General features: G+C 64.1%; 12 protein-coding genes. 5 read left to right on the top strand and 7 right to left on the bottom strand.

Annotated elements, in window-relative coordinates; genetic code table 11:
* Position 1 precedes the first annotated feature (1 nt).
* Positions 2–2,506: a UvrD-helicase domain-containing protein gene (locus DM373_RS05450; RefSeq protein WP_110992608.1), complete on the bottom strand. Its 2,505-nt coding sequence runs from the start codon at positions 2,504–2,506 to the stop codon at positions 2–4.
* A gap of 187 nt (positions 2,507–2,693) precedes the next feature.
* On the opposite strand from DM373_RS05450, the gene DM373_RS05445 reads away from it, so the two are divergent.
* Entirely contained in the window at positions 2,694–3,392 is a 699-nt protein-coding gene (locus DM373_RS05445; protein ID WP_110992607.1) for a pirin family protein, read from the top strand.
* A gap of 45 nt (positions 3,393–3,437) precedes the next feature.
* Here DM373_RS05445 and DM373_RS05440 read toward each other — a convergent pair whose 3' ends face one another.
* From DM373_RS05440 to hisN, 3 genes are all read right to left on the bottom strand, one after another.
* A complete protein-coding gene (locus DM373_RS05440) occupies positions 3,438–4,394 on the bottom strand; it encodes an AraC family transcriptional regulator (RefSeq protein ID WP_110992606.1) in 957 nt (318 codons plus the stop codon).
* Positions 4,395–4,632: 238 nt separating this feature from the next.
* Positions 4,633–5,367, bottom strand: coding sequence for a hypothetical protein (locus tag DM373_RS05435; protein WP_110992605.1), 735 nt, complete (start codon positions 5,365–5,367; stop codon positions 4,633–4,635).
* Between the two features lie 96 nt (positions 5,368–5,463).
* Positions 5,464–6,255, bottom strand: a complete 792-nt coding sequence (gene hisN, locus DM373_RS05430; protein ID WP_110992604.1) for a histidinol-phosphatase — start codon at positions 6,253–6,255, stop codon at positions 5,464–5,466.
* A gap of 112 nt (positions 6,256–6,367) precedes the next feature.
* Here hisN and DM373_RS05425 point away from each other — a divergent pair, with 112 nt between their 5' ends.
* Positions 6,368–7,423 carry a tetratricopeptide repeat protein gene (locus DM373_RS05425; RefSeq protein ID WP_110992603.1) on the top strand — a complete coding sequence of 352 codons (1,056 nt, stop codon included), beginning with the start codon at positions 6,368–6,370 and terminating at the stop codon, positions 7,421–7,423.
* 108 nt (positions 7,424–7,531) lie between these two features.
* Positions 7,532–9,112 carry a response regulator gene (locus tag DM373_RS05420; protein ID WP_110992710.1) on the top strand — a complete coding sequence of 527 codons (1,581 nt, stop codon included), beginning with the start codon at positions 7,532–7,534 and terminating at the stop codon, positions 9,110–9,112.
* Between the two features lie 6 nt (positions 9,113–9,118).
* On the opposite strand, the gene DM373_RS05415 is transcribed toward DM373_RS05420, so the two are convergent.
* Complete coding sequence (locus DM373_RS05415; protein WP_110992708.1) at positions 9,119–11,134, bottom strand: ATP-binding protein; 2,016 nt, start codon at positions 11,132–11,134, stop codon at positions 9,119–9,121.
* 25 nt (positions 11,135–11,159) lie between these two features.
* Complete coding sequence (locus DM373_RS05410; RefSeq protein ID WP_110992709.1) at positions 11,160–11,603, bottom strand: nucleoside deaminase; 444 nt, start codon at positions 11,601–11,603, stop codon at positions 11,160–11,162.
* 143 nt (positions 11,604–11,746) lie between these two features.
* Here DM373_RS05410 and DM373_RS05405 point away from each other — a divergent pair, with 143 nt between their 5' ends.
* A complete protein-coding gene (locus DM373_RS05405; RefSeq protein WP_110992602.1) occupies positions 11,747–12,442 on the top strand; it encodes a type 1 glutamine amidotransferase domain-containing protein in 696 nt (231 codons plus the stop codon).
* A gap of 70 nt (positions 12,443–12,512) precedes the next feature.
* Here DM373_RS05405 and hppD read toward each other — a convergent pair whose 3' ends face one another.
* Positions 12,513–13,589, bottom strand: a complete 1,077-nt coding sequence (hppD, locus tag DM373_RS05400) for a 4-hydroxyphenylpyruvate dioxygenase (RefSeq protein ID WP_110992601.1) — start codon at positions 13,587–13,589, stop codon at positions 12,513–12,515.
* Between the two features lie 314 nt (positions 13,590–13,903).
* On the opposite strand from hppD, the gene DM373_RS05395 reads away from it, so the two are divergent.
* Positions 13,904–15,490, top strand: a complete 1,587-nt coding sequence (locus DM373_RS05395; protein WP_110992600.1) for an EAL domain-containing protein — start codon at positions 13,904–13,906, stop codon at positions 15,488–15,490.
* Positions 15,491–15,511: the final 21 nt, after the last annotated feature.

Below are 15,511 nucleotides of genomic sequence, written 5' to 3'. Positions count from 1 at the left end.
CTCACTGGCCGCGCAGGTCCTCGAAGAAGGCCTGCCGGCCCTGCACCTGGCTCGACGCGCGTGGCTGATTCATGGCCTCGCCGTTGGGCTTTTCCACATGCCAGTAGCAGTGGCTGATGGCCCGCGTGACGGCCACGTAGGCCAGGCGCTGTACTTCTTCCTGCTGCGCCGTATCGAATGCCTGGGCGTCGCCCGGTTTACCCAGCCCGGCCAGGCGGTAAACCTGATTCTTGTACGGCGAGCTGGTCAGGTACTGGCAGTCACCGAGCATGAACACGGCATCGGCCTGCAGGCCTTTGGCGCTGTGGTAGGTCAGTTGCTTGAGCCGGCGCTGCCCGGAAGGCAAGCTAGAATCAGCTTTAAGTACAGGCAATAAATGCTGCTCAATCAATAACTTATCGCTACTTTTTCGAAACAACATCATCACCGTTTCGCCCTGCTCATAGTGCTCGATCAAGGTCTGCGCCAGCGCTGCCTCGTCACGTTCGAACACCCGTACGGGCGCCAATGGCAGCGCGGCTGCCTGCCCGCTGGCCTTGGCTTTCTTGCCACTGATGGTCGGCGTCCCCTTCACCAGATGCTCGGCGGCGTCGATGATGTACTGCTGGCTGCGGTAGTTTTCCACCAGCATCACCCGGGTGCTGGAGGGTGACGGGAACACCTTGGTGAACTCCACGAAGTATTTGGGCGAACTGCCGCGCCAGCCGTAGATCGACTGCCAATCGTCACCCACGCACATCAGCGACGAATGCTGCGCCACCCGGCCATGGTTCATGGCAGGCCCACGTCGGCGGATCTCCGCAAGGCAGGCGCGCAGCCAACTGACGATCTGCGGTGAAACGTCCTGGAATTCGTCGATCATCAGGTGTGCCAGCGGCCGCAACAAAGGGTCGGGCAACAGCTGAAGGTTTTCCGGATTGTTCTCGCCGAACAGGGCGAACATGCGGTTGTAGGTCATCACCGGCGGTGACAGGGCCATCAGGTGGGCTTCAAACGCCTTCCAGTACAGCGCCAGCGCCTCGAAAAACGGCCCATCGCTGTCACCCGGCGGGAAGCTCATGGCGGCCACTGCGGCGCTCACGTCGAGGCCCAGGTTTTCGATGAAGCTGGCCGCAGTGACGAAGGCGTCGAGCAGCGGCGCCGGGGCCAGTTCACCCTTGACCTTGTATTCGAACCCAGGCCCGGCCACGGCATCCCCTGCCAGCGAGGCCGCCAGGCGCCTGGCCGAGGCATAGTTGTCCAGCCAGATCACGGGCTTGTCGCTGAACGCCTGGAACAGCGTGCGCTTGACCGCCCATTCCGCGCGCACCGCAAGCTTTGCTCCAGGGCGCTGGTACTGGGCGCTCTCGCTGGGGTCAAAGCCCAGTACCACCCAGGCATCCAGCCCCTCAAGGCGACCGTGCACATGGAAACGGCTGCCACGGATCTGCACGGTGTCGCGGCACGGCTCGATGCCTTTGATCGGCCAGGCGCCGGCCGCGAACCACAGGTCCTCGATCACATCGCACAGTTCTTCGTCGCGTTGCGCGGCCAGCTGGGTGACCTGCACACGCTTCTGCACATCCGGGTGATCCGGGTCCAGTGGCTTGAGCAGCAGCGCCTCCTGGCGCAGCTGGCCGATCAAGGCGGCGAAACGCGGACTCTCTGCCAACAGGTCCCGGTAGGACAGGTTCAACTGCTGACGCTGGGCGTCATTCAGGCGCAGGTCGAAGGGGTTGCTGTCGGCATTCGCATCAAGGCCTGCCGGCATCTCGTTGCCGAGGGTTTCGAAGGCACGCACCTGAGAGAAACCCGGCAGGCTGCGTACCAGCGGCAGGATGCGCGAATGGAAGGTGCGTACCAGCTCCCGGCCCTGTGCCGGCGACAGCTGGACCTGCCACAACGCGAACACCTGCAGCAGGCGCTGGATAAAGTCCTTGCGTGACTCGCGGGTAAAGGTCACCACGGTCATGGCATCGAGCTCGAAGCCCAGGTAGTGGCGCAGCAACAGGATGCGCAGCACCAGCGAGGTCGACTTGCCGGCACCGGCACCGGCGACCACGCAGGTCGACGGCGTGTCGCTGAGGATCAGCTTCCACTGCGCGGCGCTGGGCTGTGCCTCGGCCGGCAGGCGCTGGGCCACGTCGGCCTTGAAGCGCTTTTTCAGCTCGGCACTGAGCGGCAGGCGCCAGTCGTCGAACAGCTTGTCGTCCTGGCCAGGCACCGCAGCGGTGTCCGGGCGCATATCACGAATCACCAGGACCTGACGCCCCGCTTCGTAGCCGTCCGAGCGCCCACGTTCGTACCCGTCACGCAAACCGTCGGCATGGCCATTGCGCTGGCCGATGGCATGGCCAAGGAACCACGAATCGCGGTGCTGCGCCTGCAGACGGCTAAGGCCACGGCCAAGCAGGCGCGCAGCCAGGCGGCGCAGCCAGGGCAACTGGGCGGGCGGGGTCAGGTTGGCCGGGGCCTGGGGCTGCTCGTGGGGCACGGTCACTCCATTGAAAATCGAAACAGCGGGCATGTTCGCCTCATCCGCCAAAAAGCGCCAGCGAATGCTTTTGTATCAGTGGATTAGGCGATGAATCGCATGTTGTATCGCAAAATACACATCTACATATCTGATAATAACAAGCCGATATTTACGCTTTTTTTCGATATTTGAAACGCAGATCATGGCCCCATTCCAGCGAATTCAGAGGAGCACCATCATGCTGCAACTGCGACCCTTCGAAAGCCTTGGCCACGCCAATCACGGCTGGCTCGACGCCCACCACCACTTCTCGTTCGCCGAGTACTACGACCCGGCGCGCATGCACTGGGGCAACCTGCGGGTATGGAACGACGACCTGATCGCCGCCGGCAGTGGCTTCCCGTCGCACCCGCACCGTGACATGGAAATCATCACTTATGTCCGCGAAGGCGCGATCACCCACCAGGACAGCCTGGGCAACAAGGGCCGTACCGAAGCGGGCGACGTGCAGGTAATGAGTGCCGGCAGCGGCATCGTGCACAGCGAATACAACCAGGAGAAGGTCGACACGCGGATCTTCCAGATCTGGATCATTCCGGAAAAAGTCGGTGACGCGCCGTCCTGGGGCACGCGTCCGTTCCCCAAGGGTGAACGTGGCGAAGGTTTCGTGACCCTGGCCAGTGGCCGCGAAGGCGATGGCGACAGCCTGCAGATCCGCACCGACGCCCGCCTGGTGGCGGCCACCCTGCGCGCCGGGGAAAGCGCCGAGTACCGCTTCGACCAAGGCCGACGCGGCTACCTGGTACCGGCCAAAGGCCGGGTCGAGGTCAACGGGCTGCAGGCCAAGGCCCGGGATGGCGTGGCCATCGAGGAGGAAACGCTGCTGACGGTGACGGCGCTGGAGGACAGCGAAATCGTCCTGGTTGACGTGGCGTGAACTGAAGATCGCAAGGGGCTGCCCTGCAGCCCTTTGCTGTTCGGATCACACTCGGCGCCTGAAGGTCTCTGAAGGCAACTCGCCAAACCGCTGCCGGTAACTCTCGGCAAACCGCCCCAGGTGCAGGAAGCCGTAATCCAGTGCCAGTTCGGTCACGCTGCGTACCTTGCAACTTGGGTCGCTCAGGCAGGCGTTGACCCGCTCCAGCTTGCGCTGGCGGATGTACTGCTTGGGCGTGGTACCCAGCTGTCGGTCGAACAGGCCGTACAACGAACGCAGGCTCATGTTGGCCTGCTCGGCCAGGGTTTCAGCTGCCAACTCAAGCTTCAGGTTGCCCTCGATATGTTCAAGGATTCGCTCCAGGCTGGCCTGCGTGCCACCCAGGGTGTCCTTACGCACATTGGTATTCATCAGCGTCAGCAGCTTGCTGGCGACGATCTGGCTATAGTGGCCCTGCACCCTGGGCAGCGAGTCGCTGACCTCGGCTTCGTTGCAGACCATCCCCAGCAGATTCAGGAAACCATCCAGTTCCTCCAGCCGATAGTGGTTGCGTACAAAGCGCACGCCGCCGCTGGGGCGCTGCCAGCGCTGTTCGTCGCAGATCGAGTCGAGCAGGTGCACCGGCACCTTGAGAATGAACTTCTCGCAGTCATCGGAATAGGTGAGATCGACCGGGTCGTCCGGGTTGATCAGCAGCAGTTCGCCCGGCACCAGGTGGTGCTCGCGCTGGTGGCCGCGCCACAGGCAATTGCCGTTGAGCAGCACCTGCAGGTGGAAGATGGTTTCCAGCGCCGGCGAGGTAACCCGCACACTGCCGCCATAGCTGATGCGGCACAGGTCCAGCTCGGCGAACTTGCGATGGCTCAAGCTGGCCTGGGGATGGGTCGTGCGGGACAGGCCAATGTGGTGCTGACCCACATGCCGGTTGACGTAGTCGGACACCGCGTAAGGGTCGGCGCGGTGGAACACGCAGCTTTGCTCGCTCAACAGGCGGCTTTCCATGGGCAAGGCACTCGCCATCATTATTGTTATGGGCGCCGCGGCCTACCGCCTTGTGGGCGTGTGGCTGCGGTCGTTCACGGTCATTCTAACCAACCGTCATCGGGGTACTGAGGCAGGCGACGGTCGGATGCTGAGCGCCACACTAAGCAAAAAGCAGGATCGAGGGCAATGCGACCAAGGCAAACGGCGGGCGGACAGCGGACACTGGCACAGGCCCGGCGTGCGATTACCGCACAACTCACTGCACCGGCAGGAAGTTCAACAGCAGCAGGCTCTGCGCATAGTTGAGGCCGATGCGCCGGTAGCGCTCGTCGAGCATCTGCGCCAGCAGGTCGAGGCGCGCGACCACCTTGCCGAACTCCACGGCAAAACTCAGGTTGCTGCCCTGCTCGGAGATCTCGTTGGAGAACAGCAGCAGCACGCCATTGGCGTCCTGGCGCTGGCCGAGCATCCAGGTGGCTTTCTCGATATTGCGCGCGGCGTTGTTGATGAACAGCGGGTCAAGGGTGTCGGTCATGTAGAACTGGGTGCGCCCGCCGTGGGCGGTGACCAGCATGCTGCCGATGGCGTAGATGAAGGCACCGACCCGATCGCCCCTGAACTCCGGGCTCAGGGCATGGCTGAGCGCTGCCAGGTCACGCCGCTCACCGAGTTGCGCCAAGGGCTGGCGCTGCTCGATGGCGATGCGGATCTGCCGGGCGGCGGTGGTGGCGTCGAGGTAGCCAGACTGCTTCCACTGGCTGGGGTTGCGCAGGTACAGCTTGTCCATCAGCAGGTACAGGCTTTGCAGGTTATCGCGCATGGACAGCGTGGCCATGCGGTCGACACTGGTCTGGAACAGCTCGTCGGGCTTGCCGTTGCCGATCTGCGTCAGCATGTCGCGGCCCTGCTGCTGGGTACAGGCCTCCAGGCAGGTCAGGGCAACTGCCAGCAGCAGGCCGCGCGGGAGAATATCGAGTCGTTTTGCGGCCATCGGCACCGGTGTTGGTCAATGGCTACGCCGGGGGGTGGCGTAGCCTGGCCAAGCATAGAGCGCGCAAAAGCGAAAAAGTGCGATGACCGGTGCCCGTCACATGGCGTGGCGCAGCATCTCCACCACCTGCGCATGCAGCGCCGGGTCGCCACAGGCCACCACGCAGCCGCCGTGCTGTGCGCTACTGCCATCCCAGGCCGTGATCACCCCGCCGGCGCCTTCGATGATCGGCATCAGTGCCTGCACGTCGTAGGGTTGCAGGCTGGCCTCGACGATCACGTCGACAAACCCCGACGCGAGCATGCAGTAGGCGTAGCAGTCGCCACCATAACGCATCAGCCTGGCCTGGCCGGCCACGTGCTCGAAAGCGGCCTTGCGCGCAGCGTTGTCGAACATGTCTGGCGTGGTGCACATCAGCGTGGCCGCCGACAGGTCGGCGCAGGCCCGGGTTTTCAGGGGCGTACCGCTGCGCCATGCGCCTTCGAGGGTACCGACGAAACGCTCGCCGGTGAATGGTTGGTTCATCACCCCGATGACCGGGCGTGTGCCATCGTTGAGCGCAATCAGCGTGCCCCACAGCGGCAGGCCGGTGATGAAGGCGCGGGTGCCGTCGATCGGGTCGAGCACCCAGGTCAGCGGGCTGCTGCCAACGGCTGCGCCATGCTCCTCGCCGAGGATGCCATGTGCCGGGTATTGCGCCTGGATCAACTCACGCATGGCATCTTCGGCGGCCTTGTCGGCCACGGTCACCGGGTCGTACAGGCGCCCGCCCTTGTCTTCGACGTCAAGGCTGGCACGAAAGTACGGCTGGATCGCCATGGCCGCGGCATCGGCCAGCTGTTCGGCGAAGGCGCGAAATTCGGCGGTCTGTTCAGCGCTCAGGGACATGGATCAGGCCTCAATGCTTGGGAAGGGCACGCATCATACCCGACTCCTCGCCCGTTGCATTTACTGCCCGGCTGTCCCAAGCTCTGGCCTTCCCGCCGCCACGGACTGCCCGATGCCACGCCGCCCGCTTATCCTGATCGCCTTGTTGCTGCTGATCCTGGTGCCAGGCGTGCTCGCTTATCTGTGGCGGGCCCCGCAATCCACCCCGCCTACGCTGCCGCCGCACAGTTACGCCAAGGCCCTGCGCCAGGCCCATGAAGGCCAGCCGGGTGCCGCGCGGGTGCTGTACCAGCAGCTGCAGCGCAGCGACCTGCCGGCGATCCGCCGCGCCGCCCTGTACGCCGAATTGCCCAACTACCCGTCACCCCAGGCACTGAAACTGGCAAAGCAGGACCTTGAACAGGGCGACCCCCTGGTGCGTCGCGCCGCCATCGCCAGCATCCGCCGGCTGCTGCCGGCCGCCCAACGCAGCCTGGTGCTGGGGCCGTTGCTTGACGATGACGAGCAGAGCGTGCGCTTTGCCGTGGTGGACGCGCTGCTCGGCCTCGACCCGGATGCCATCGGCCTGTATTTCGGCCCACTGCAACAAGCGCTGGAGCAGTACCAGCAAGCCCTCGAACAACAGCCCGACGACGCCGACGCACAGGTTCACCTGGCGCGCCTGTACATGCACGAGCAAGCCTATGACGCCGCCGGCGCAGCGCTCGCCCGCGCCCTGGCGCTGGCCCCCGAAAACCTGGACGCCCTGGCGACTCAGGTACGCCTGCTGGAGCGCCAGGGCCACCACGACACCTCGCGCGAGGTGCTGCGCAAGGCCTTGGCGCTCAGCCCGGATTCGGCCTTCCTGCAGTATCAGCTGGGCTTGTGGCTGACGCGCCACGACCAGCACGAATACGCCCTGCTGGCACTGTCGCGCGCGGTCGAGCTGGAGCCGGAAAACAGCGACTATCGCTACACCCTTGCCGTCACCCTGCACCACTTGGAGCAGGTCCAGGCCGCGCAGCAGCAACTGCAGACGCTGCTCAGCCGCCAGCCCGCCAACCGCCGGGCGCGGGTACTGCTGATCGAGTACTGGAAGGAGACCGGGCAACTGCAGAACGTCCAGGTACTGCTGGCCGAGCTTGAGCGGCAGAACCCCGACGACCCGGTGCTGCAACAAGGCCTTTGACACCTTCCACAATCCGGTTGAACCCCAGGCCCGCGACGAAGGTCCAGTGATAGGAGAAGGAAGGCGGCAACGCCATCACGGCGTGCCCATCGTCACAGGAGAATGCTCTTGGCCGCATGCCTGGCTGTGGAAGAACGCGCCTTGGTCCTGGCGCCTGCCCAGGTGGGGACAAGCACCTGCCGATTACTCCGGCAAGCCGGTATCCACAGCCGCCGCACCGCCGATGTGGGGCGCCTTGGCCGCTGGCTCAGTGAAGGTGCTGGGCTGCTGGTGGTCATCGAACAGGCGCTACCGCGCAACCTCCAATCCCCCCTGCATCGCTACCTCGAACAGCAGCCTGGCTGGTCCGACCTGCCAGTGGTGCTGCTCACCAGTCACGCCGAGGCCGACACCAGCGCAGTGCCAGGCAACCTGCTGCGCCTTGCCCCACCCTACCCTGACGAGCAACTGCTGAGCCTGGCACTGTGGGCGCTGCGGGCTCGCCGCCGGCAGTATCAGGCGCGAGACTTGTGCGAACAGTTCGAAGCCCTGGCGCAGCAACAACAGGCCGACGACCGGGCACTGCAGCAAACACGCAAGATGGAAGCCATCGGCCAACTGGCCGGCGGCGTGGCCCATGACTTCAACAATCTGCTGACCAGCATCGGCGGCAGCCTGGAGCTGATCGACAAACGCCTGCGTCAAGGCCGCAGCGAAGGCCTGGAACCACCCTTGCGCCTGGGCCGGCAAGCCGTGGCTCGCGCTGCCCTGTTGACCCATCGGCTATTGGCGTTCTCCGCTCGCCAGTCATTGCAGAGCCAGGCAGTCGACCTGCGCACGCTGCTGGCTCCCGATGCCCTGGCCGCCAAGCTGGGTACAGGCATCGAGCTGCAGGTCCGCCTGGCCACGCAACTGTGGCAAGCCAGCGCCGATGGCGAGCAACTGCAGGCGTCCCTGGACAACCTCTTGCTCAACGCCTGCGAGGCCATGCCCAGCGGCGGAGTGCTGAACGTCGAGGCGGACAACGTCCAGATCAGCAACGGGCAGCTGGCCAAGGTCGGCCTGGCGCACGGTGACTATCTGTGCCTGAGCATCCGCGACAGCGGCCAAGGGATGTCGCAAGCCACCCTGGAGCATGCCATCGAGCCGTTCTTCACCACCAAGCCGACGGGCCAGGGAGTCGGGCTCGGGCTGTCGATGGTCTACGGCTTCAGCAGGCAGTCACGCGGCTACCTGGCGCTCGACAGCCAGATCGGCAAAGGGACCCGGGTGCGCCTGTATTTGCCTCGCCATACCGACAGCCCGGCACCGCTCAAGGCCGCTGCCGTGAGCGCTGCCGGTGATTGCCAGGACATCTTGCTGGTGGAAGACGACCCGGATGTGCGCGAACTGGTCGAACGGACCTTGCACGAAGAAGGCTACCCCTGTCGTGCCGCGCAAAATGCCGGTGAAGCGCTGCGCTGGCTGCATTCGGCACAGCCGTTCGGTTTGCTGATCAGCGACGTCGGGCTACCGGGCATGAACGGCCGGCAACTGGCGGAAATCGCCCGCCGCTTGCGCCCCGGGCTGCCGGTACTGTTCATCACGGGTTTCGCGCAAACCGCGATGGCTCGCGATGAGTTTCTGGCCACAGGCATGCAGTTGTTGCGCAAGCCTTTCGCCCTGGAACAATTGCGCAAGCAGGTCGCGCGGATGCTGGTAGCGCCCTGAGCAGGGTCAGGCCGGCAGCATGCGGTCGACTTGGATGACCAGGCTCTCCAGCGAGAACGGTTTGAGCAGCAAGGCAGTACCGGGCTCGTCGAGCAGTTGCTGCTCAACCGGATCCTCGGTGTAGCCGGTGATGAACAGGATTTTCTGTTCGGGATTGATCATGCGCATCGCCCTGGCCACCTGACGCCCGTTGAAGCCGCCCGGCAGGCCGATGTCGGTAATCACCAGATCGAATGGGCCGGCATGACGGTACTGCCCCAGCGCGGTGTTGGCATCGGTCACATCGAACACCTCGAAACCGCGGTCGACCAATATCTCCTTGATCAACCCGCGCAGGTTGAGCTCGTCATCGATCAGCAGCACGCGTTCGCCCTGCCTTGCCTTCCTTGTGATCGGCGGGGGTTCGGGTATCGGCTGGCTGCCCGAATAACGAGGAAACATCAGCACGATCTGAGTGCCGTGCTGCAACCTCGACTCTATCCACATCTGGCCGCCGGACTGGCGCACGAAGCCATGGACCATGGGCAACCCCAGGCCTGAGCCCTGCCCGAGAGGCTTGGTGGTGTAAAACGGCTCGAATGCACGCGTCACCTCTTCAGCCGACATGCCATGGCCATCGTCCTCGACCTGGACCATCACATAGTCGCCTGCCGGCAGCCCGGCAGTCGCGCCGGCCAGGCGCTCATTGCTGGTACGGATCGACAGGCTGCCCCGGCCAAGGCAGGCGTCGCGGGCGTTGGCACACAGGTGCAACAAGGCGTTGCGCAGTTGGTCGGGGTCGAGCTGGACGGGCCAGGGGGCGATGTCCAGCTCCCAGCGCAGGTGCATCTCGGCGCCAACGCACTGCTCGAGCATCGGTTGCGCCTTGCGTATCAGCTGGTTGATGTCCAGTGGATTGGGCGATAACGGCTGGCTGCGAGCGAACGCCAGCAAGTTCTGGGTCAGGCCGATGGCCCGCTGGGCGCATTCGCGGGCCACCTGCACGTAGCTGTCCAAGCGCTCGAGCCGCCCCTGGGCCAGGCGCCGCTCGAGCAGTTCCAGGCTGCTGCCGACCCCGGACAGCACGTTGTTCATTTCATGGGCCAGGCCGCCCGCCACCTTGATCACCGACTCCATGCGCTGGCTGTCGCGCACCGCTGCTTCGGCCATGCGCTGGACCGAATGGCGTTCCTCGGTGATGTTGTGGCCAATCAGGATCGGCAGCGCCTGGCCCGGCACGGCATGCCAGCGTAGCCAGCAATAATGCCCTTCACCTTGACGCACGCGGGCCTCGAAGGGCGGGGCGTCATGCCCTTGCATCAGCGCCATCAGGGCCAGCCTGGTTTCGGTACGCTCGGCTGGGTGGATCAGCTCCAGCAGCGGGGCCGGCGTTTGCTGCCCATCCGTCCAACCCGACAGCCGATGCCAGGCCGGATTGGCCAGGCGCACGCGCAACTCGGTGTCGAGCATCAACATCACGTCGGGCGACAACTGCCAGGTATGCTCACTCTCGGCCATGTAGCGCGAGAGTTGTGCCTCGAAAGATTGCGCCAGTTCGCGCCATTCGCGAGTGCGCTCGACACTGGCGGTGGTTTCGATCAGCGCGTGCAGGAAGCCCACCACCGTGCCTTGGTCGTCGCGAATAGGCGAATAGCTGCAGGTGAACCAGGCCTGGACAGGGCGCCCGTCGCGGTTGACCGTCAGCAGGCTGTTCTCGGCCAGGCTGCCCTGCCCTTCCAGCGCCTGGAAAACAGCAGCCCCCATCTCGTCCCAGGCCGTTGCCCAGAGCGCGTCGAAACTGTCGCCCTGGGCATGGGAGCGCTCGCCCAGGGGGGCAGGATAGGTCTCGTTGTGAATCACCGTCAGCGCCGGGCCCCAGACCAGGGCACAGGGGTAAGCGGAAAGCAGCAGCATGTCGACGGCGATGCGCAAGGCTGGCGGCCATCGAGTCAGGGGCCCCAATGGCGTTGCCCCCCAGTTGAAGCTGCTGATCTGGGCGCTTCCCACGGTCTCGGCGCTCGAAATGGGCGCCAGGTGAATCATCTGCGCGGCCCCTTGCACAGAGTCGTCAGCGGCCAATGTCTTCATTCCACAGTTGCGGCTTGGCCTCGATGAAATCACGCATCATCTTTTTGCAATCCTCATCATGGCGCACCTCCAACCGTACGTCGCGGCTGGCCAGCAGCTGTTCTTCGCCAAGGAAAGTGGTGTTTTCGCCGATGATCACCTGTTTTATGCCATACAGCAGGATTGCGCCGCTGCACATGGCACAGGGCGACAGGGTGGTATAGAGCGTGGCTTCCTTATAGACACTGGCAGGCTGTCGGCCGGCGTTTTCCAGGGCATCCATTTCGCCATGCAGGATGGCGCTGCCTTGTTGTACCCGGCGGTTGTGGCCACGGCCGATGATCTTGCCGTCGTGCACCAGCACCGAGCCGATCGGGATGCCGCCTTCCGCCAGCCCCTTGCGGGCTTCGTCGATGGCCGCTTGCATGAACTTGTCCGTTGTCATGGTGACTTCCTGGCTGCACATGATTGGCTCGAGACTAGCACAACGCCAGCCGGCCATGGCGCCGCGCCCAGCGGCGGCTATGCTCATAGGGTTTTTCCCTTCGCCGGGCGACCGGCCCCCTTGGGTTGGATGGGCATGCGCACATGAACAAGAAGATCCTGGTCGTGCTGACCAATACCGCCAAATACCCCAACATCAAACGCGCCACAGGCCTGTGGCTGGGTGAAGCCGTGCATTTCGTCGACCCCGTGCAGCAAGCTGGCTTCACGGTCGACTATGTCAGCCCGGCGGGCGGCTACGTACCGATCGACCCGCACAGCCTGCAAATGGCCCCGGATCTGGACTGGCATTGGTACGACGACAAGGCCTTCATGAAACGCCTGGGCGCCACCCTCAGCCCCGGCGAGGTCAAGGCCGAGCAGTACAGCGCCATCTATTACACCGGTGGTCATGGCGTGATGTGGGACTTCCCCGACAACCAGCCGCTGCAAGACCTGGCGCGGCGCATTCACGAACGTGGCGGGGCCGTGGCATCGGTCTGCCACGGTGCAGTGGGGCTGCTGAATGTGAAACTCAGCGACAACACCCTGTTGCTCAGAGGTCGGGCGGTGACCGGTTTCTCCAATATCGAAGAGAAACTGGCAGAGCTGGACAAGGAGGTGCCTTTTCTTACCGAGAACGAACTTGGCGCACGGGGTGGTGAGTACCAGAAAGCGGAAGACCCGTGGGCACCCTTCGTGGTTGAGGACAAAGGCCTGATCACCGGGCAGAACCCGGCGTCCACTGCGGGCGTGGCTCAGGCGACGCTCAAGTTCCTGGCCAAGGCAAAGATTGGCTGAAACGCATCGCGGGGCAAGTCGCATCGGCGCACCGATACGAGTTGCCCCGCGATGGATAGCGTTGCGTCGATTACTCGACGTTCAGCACGCCACGACGAACCTGGTCACGCTCGATCGACTCGAACAGTGCCTTGAAGTTGCCTTCACCAAAGCCATCGTCACCCTTGCGCTGGATGAACTCGAAGAACACCGGGCCCAGCAGGGTTTCCGAGAAGATCTGCAGCAGCAGGCGCTTGTCGCCCGCCTCGGAAGCACCGTCCAGCAGGATGCCACGCGACTGCAATTGGTCGACCGGCTCGCCGTGCCCCGGCAGACGCTCCTCGAGCATTTCGTAGTAGGTCTGCGGCGGCGCGGTCATGAAACGCATGCCGAAGCCTTTGAGGGCATCCCAGGTCTTGAGCAGGTCGTCGGTGAGGAAGGCCACGTGCTGGATGCCCTCGCCATTGAACTGCATCAGGAACTCTTCGATCTGCCCCGCGCCCTTGGACGACTCTTCGTTGAGCGGAATGCGGATCATGCCATCTGGCGCGGTCATGGCCTTGGAGGTCAGCCCGGTGTACTCGCCCTTGATGTCGAAGTAACGGATCTCGCGGAAGTTGAACAGCTTCTCGTAGAAGCCGGCCCAGTAGGCCATGCGCCCGCGATAGACGTTATGGGTGAGGTGGTCGATGATCTTCAGGCCAGCGCCGACCGGGTTGCGATCCACGCCGTCGATGAACTTGAAGTCGATGTCGTAGATCGAGCTTCCTTCTTCGTAACGGTCGATCAGGTACAGCGGCGCGCCACCGATACCCTTGATCGCCGGCAGACGCAGCTCCATCGGGCCGGTCTCGATTTCCACCGGCTGGGCACCCAGCTCCAGGGCGCGGGCATAGGCTTCATGGGCGTTGCGCACACGGAAGGCCATGCCGCACACCGATGGGCCATGCTCGGCGGCGAAGTACGAGGCGGCGCTTTTGAGTTCGTTGTTGAGGATCAGGTTGATGCCACCCTGGCGGTACAGGTGCACATTCTTGGAGCGGTGGGTCGCCACCTTAGTGAAACCGAGGATCTGGAAGACCGGCTCCAGCACGCCAGGGGTCGGCGAGGCGAGCTCGATGAATTCAAAGCCTTCAAGGCCCATCGGGTTTTCGAAGATATCTGCCATGTTCGTGTCCTCATCTGCAGCAAAAAACGGTTGGATTACTGGCTTGCGATGGCGAACGGAACAGGAGGCGAACAGGGGATGCCGCGCACGCTGCGGGCCAAATAGGCACCAATGATCAGCTTGAATGCAGGGTTTTTCATGGGGACCCATTCTCGGCGGGCTTGATCCTCCGGTTGGCGGAGAACCTTATTGTTGTATTCGTAACGCAATTCTACATTGCGTAAATTTGTTTGTCGCGTTTTAGTTCGTAGGCTTCGCCGACAAACGGCTATCCTTGGCACTGACACGCCCGTCCGTCACTGGTTCACCTGCGCATGCCCCTGACCCCCAAACGCCCTGCCCGCTGGAGCTGGCGTACCCTGCTGCCCTGGATCGTCGGGGTGCTGCCACTGGTCTGCGGGCTGGCCGTGACCCGCTGGCAGACCGAGCGCGAACTGCAGGCCAACAGCCTGGCCACCGCTCGCGAAGTGGTCGGGCACATCGAGATGATTCTAGACAGCCTGTCCAGTGTCGCGAATCACCTGTTGCCCAAGGCCGGCCAGCCCTGCGAACAGGTGCAGTTGGCACTGCGCATAGAAGTCACGCGCAATGCGTTCGCGCGTTCCACCAGCCTGTTCGACCGCGACAACCTTTATTGCACTTCGCTGTTCGGCAATTTCGACGAGCCGGTGGATGCACGCGACTATACCAACGGGCAGCTCTGGCTGATGGACGGCAACTCCGTCACGCCGGGCCACCCACTGCTGGTCTACCGGGTCAGCCAGGGTGATCGCGGGGCGATCGCCACGGTGGACGGCAGCCACCTGCTGACGGCCCTGCGCCTGATCGCTCAGGATGACGAGCTGCTGGTGCGGGTGGGCAGCCACTGGATGGGCCAGCAAGGCCTGGTGCATCAAGGCACACCGCCCGTCGCTGCCAGCGCCCCCGTCACCGTTTCCTCGACACGCTACCCGTTCAGCGTGCAGGGCGGCTACGCCGCGGGCAAGCTGGGCGAGCTGATGCGCTCGCGCTACCCGGCCCTGCTCAGCCTGCTGCTGGTACTCGGCGTGGTGGCCGGCAGCGTCTGCCGCTGGCAGGTACGCCGCGCCACCTCGCCCCGCGCCGAACTCGACCGTGCGCTCGAAGCCAATGAGTTCCTGCCGTACTTCCAGCCTGTGGTGCGCAAGGGCGACTATCACTGGGCCGGGGTCGAAGTGCTGATGCGCTGGCAGCATCCGCGCGAGGGCCTGGTACGCCCGGACCTGTTCATCCCCTACGCCGAACACAGCGGGCAGATCGTCGCCATGACCCGCGCGCTGATGCTCAACACCGCACAAGCCCTGGCACCCCATGTCGAGCTGCTGGACGATGGATTTCACGTCGGCATCAACATCACCGCCGATCATTGCCGCGACCTTGGCCTGCTCGACGATTGCCGCACCTTCCTCCAGCACTTCCCGCCCGGCCGTGTGGTACTTACCCTCGAGCTGACCGAGCGCAAACTGATCGAACCCACCCCGGTGACCCTGGAACTGTTCGAAAAGCTGCACGAGATGGGGGTCATGATCGCCCTCGACGACTTCGGCACGGGCCAGTCCAGCCTCAACTACCTGCGTCAGTTCAAGGTCGACTACCTGAAAATCGACCAGAGCTTCGTCGCCATGATCGGTGGCGATGCGCTGTCGCAACATATCCTCGACACCATCATCGAACTCTCGGCCAAGCTTGGGCTGGGCATCGTCGCAGAAGGGGTCGAGACCGCGGTGCAGCGCGACTACCTGGAGCGTCACGGGGTGGACTTCCAGCAAGGTTATCTGTTCGCCCGGCCAATGCCCGCCACCGAGCTGCTCATGGCATTGGCCACGCGCCCAGGCAGGCTGCGGTTGCCGCAAGACGCGCCCCCTGAGATCATGCGCGGCTGATCCGCCCGCTCACCCTTCCCG

Source organism: Pseudomonas sichuanensis, from assembly GCF_003231305.1.
Classification (GTDB): domain Bacteria; phylum Pseudomonadota; class Gammaproteobacteria; order Pseudomonadales; family Pseudomonadaceae; genus Aquipseudomonas; species Aquipseudomonas sichuanensis.
Note: the sequence above shows the minus strand (reverse complement) of the source record. Positions and strands in the feature narration are given on the sequence as shown.

What these genes read in the sequence shown, in the direction of transcription:
- DM373_RS05445 (WP_110992607.1), top strand. Translation starts at nt 2,694, where the DNA reads ATGCTGCAACTGCGACCCTTCGAAAGCCTTGGCCACGCCAATCACGGC.
- DM373_RS05415 (WP_110992708.1), bottom strand. Translation starts at nt 11,134, where the DNA reads ATGATTCACCTGGCGCCCATTTCGAGCGCCGAGACCGTGGGAAGCGCC.
- hisN (WP_110992604.1), bottom strand. Translation starts at nt 6,255, where the DNA reads ATGTCCCTGAGCGCTGAACAGACCGCCGAATTTCGCGCCTTCGCCGAA.
- hppD (WP_110992601.1), bottom strand. Translation starts at nt 13,589, where the DNA reads ATGGCAGATATCTTCGAAAACCCGATGGGCCTTGAAGGCTTTGAATTC.
- DM373_RS05450 (WP_110992608.1), bottom strand. Translation starts at nt 2,506, where the DNA reads ATGCCCGCTGTTTCGATTTTCAATGGAGTGACCGTGCCCCACGAGCAG.
- DM373_RS05435 (WP_110992605.1), bottom strand. Translation starts at nt 5,367, where the DNA reads ATGGCCGCAAAACGACTCGATATTCTCCCGCGCGGCCTGCTGCTGGCA.
- DM373_RS05425 (WP_110992603.1), top strand. Translation starts at nt 6,368, where the DNA reads ATGCCACGCCGCCCGCTTATCCTGATCGCCTTGTTGCTGCTGATCCTG.
- DM373_RS05440 (WP_110992606.1), bottom strand. Translation starts at nt 4,394, where the DNA reads ATGGAAAGCCGCCTGTTGAGCGAGCAAAGCTGCGTGTTCCACCGCGCC.
- DM373_RS05405 (WP_110992602.1), top strand. Translation starts at nt 11,747, where the DNA reads ATGAACAAGAAGATCCTGGTCGTGCTGACCAATACCGCCAAATACCCC.
- DM373_RS05395 (WP_110992600.1), top strand. Translation starts at nt 13,904, where the DNA reads ATGCCCCTGACCCCCAAACGCCCTGCCCGCTGGAGCTGGCGTACCCTG.
- DM373_RS05410 (WP_110992709.1), bottom strand. Translation starts at nt 11,603, where the DNA reads ATGACAACGGACAAGTTCATGCAAGCGGCCATCGACGAAGCCCGCAAG.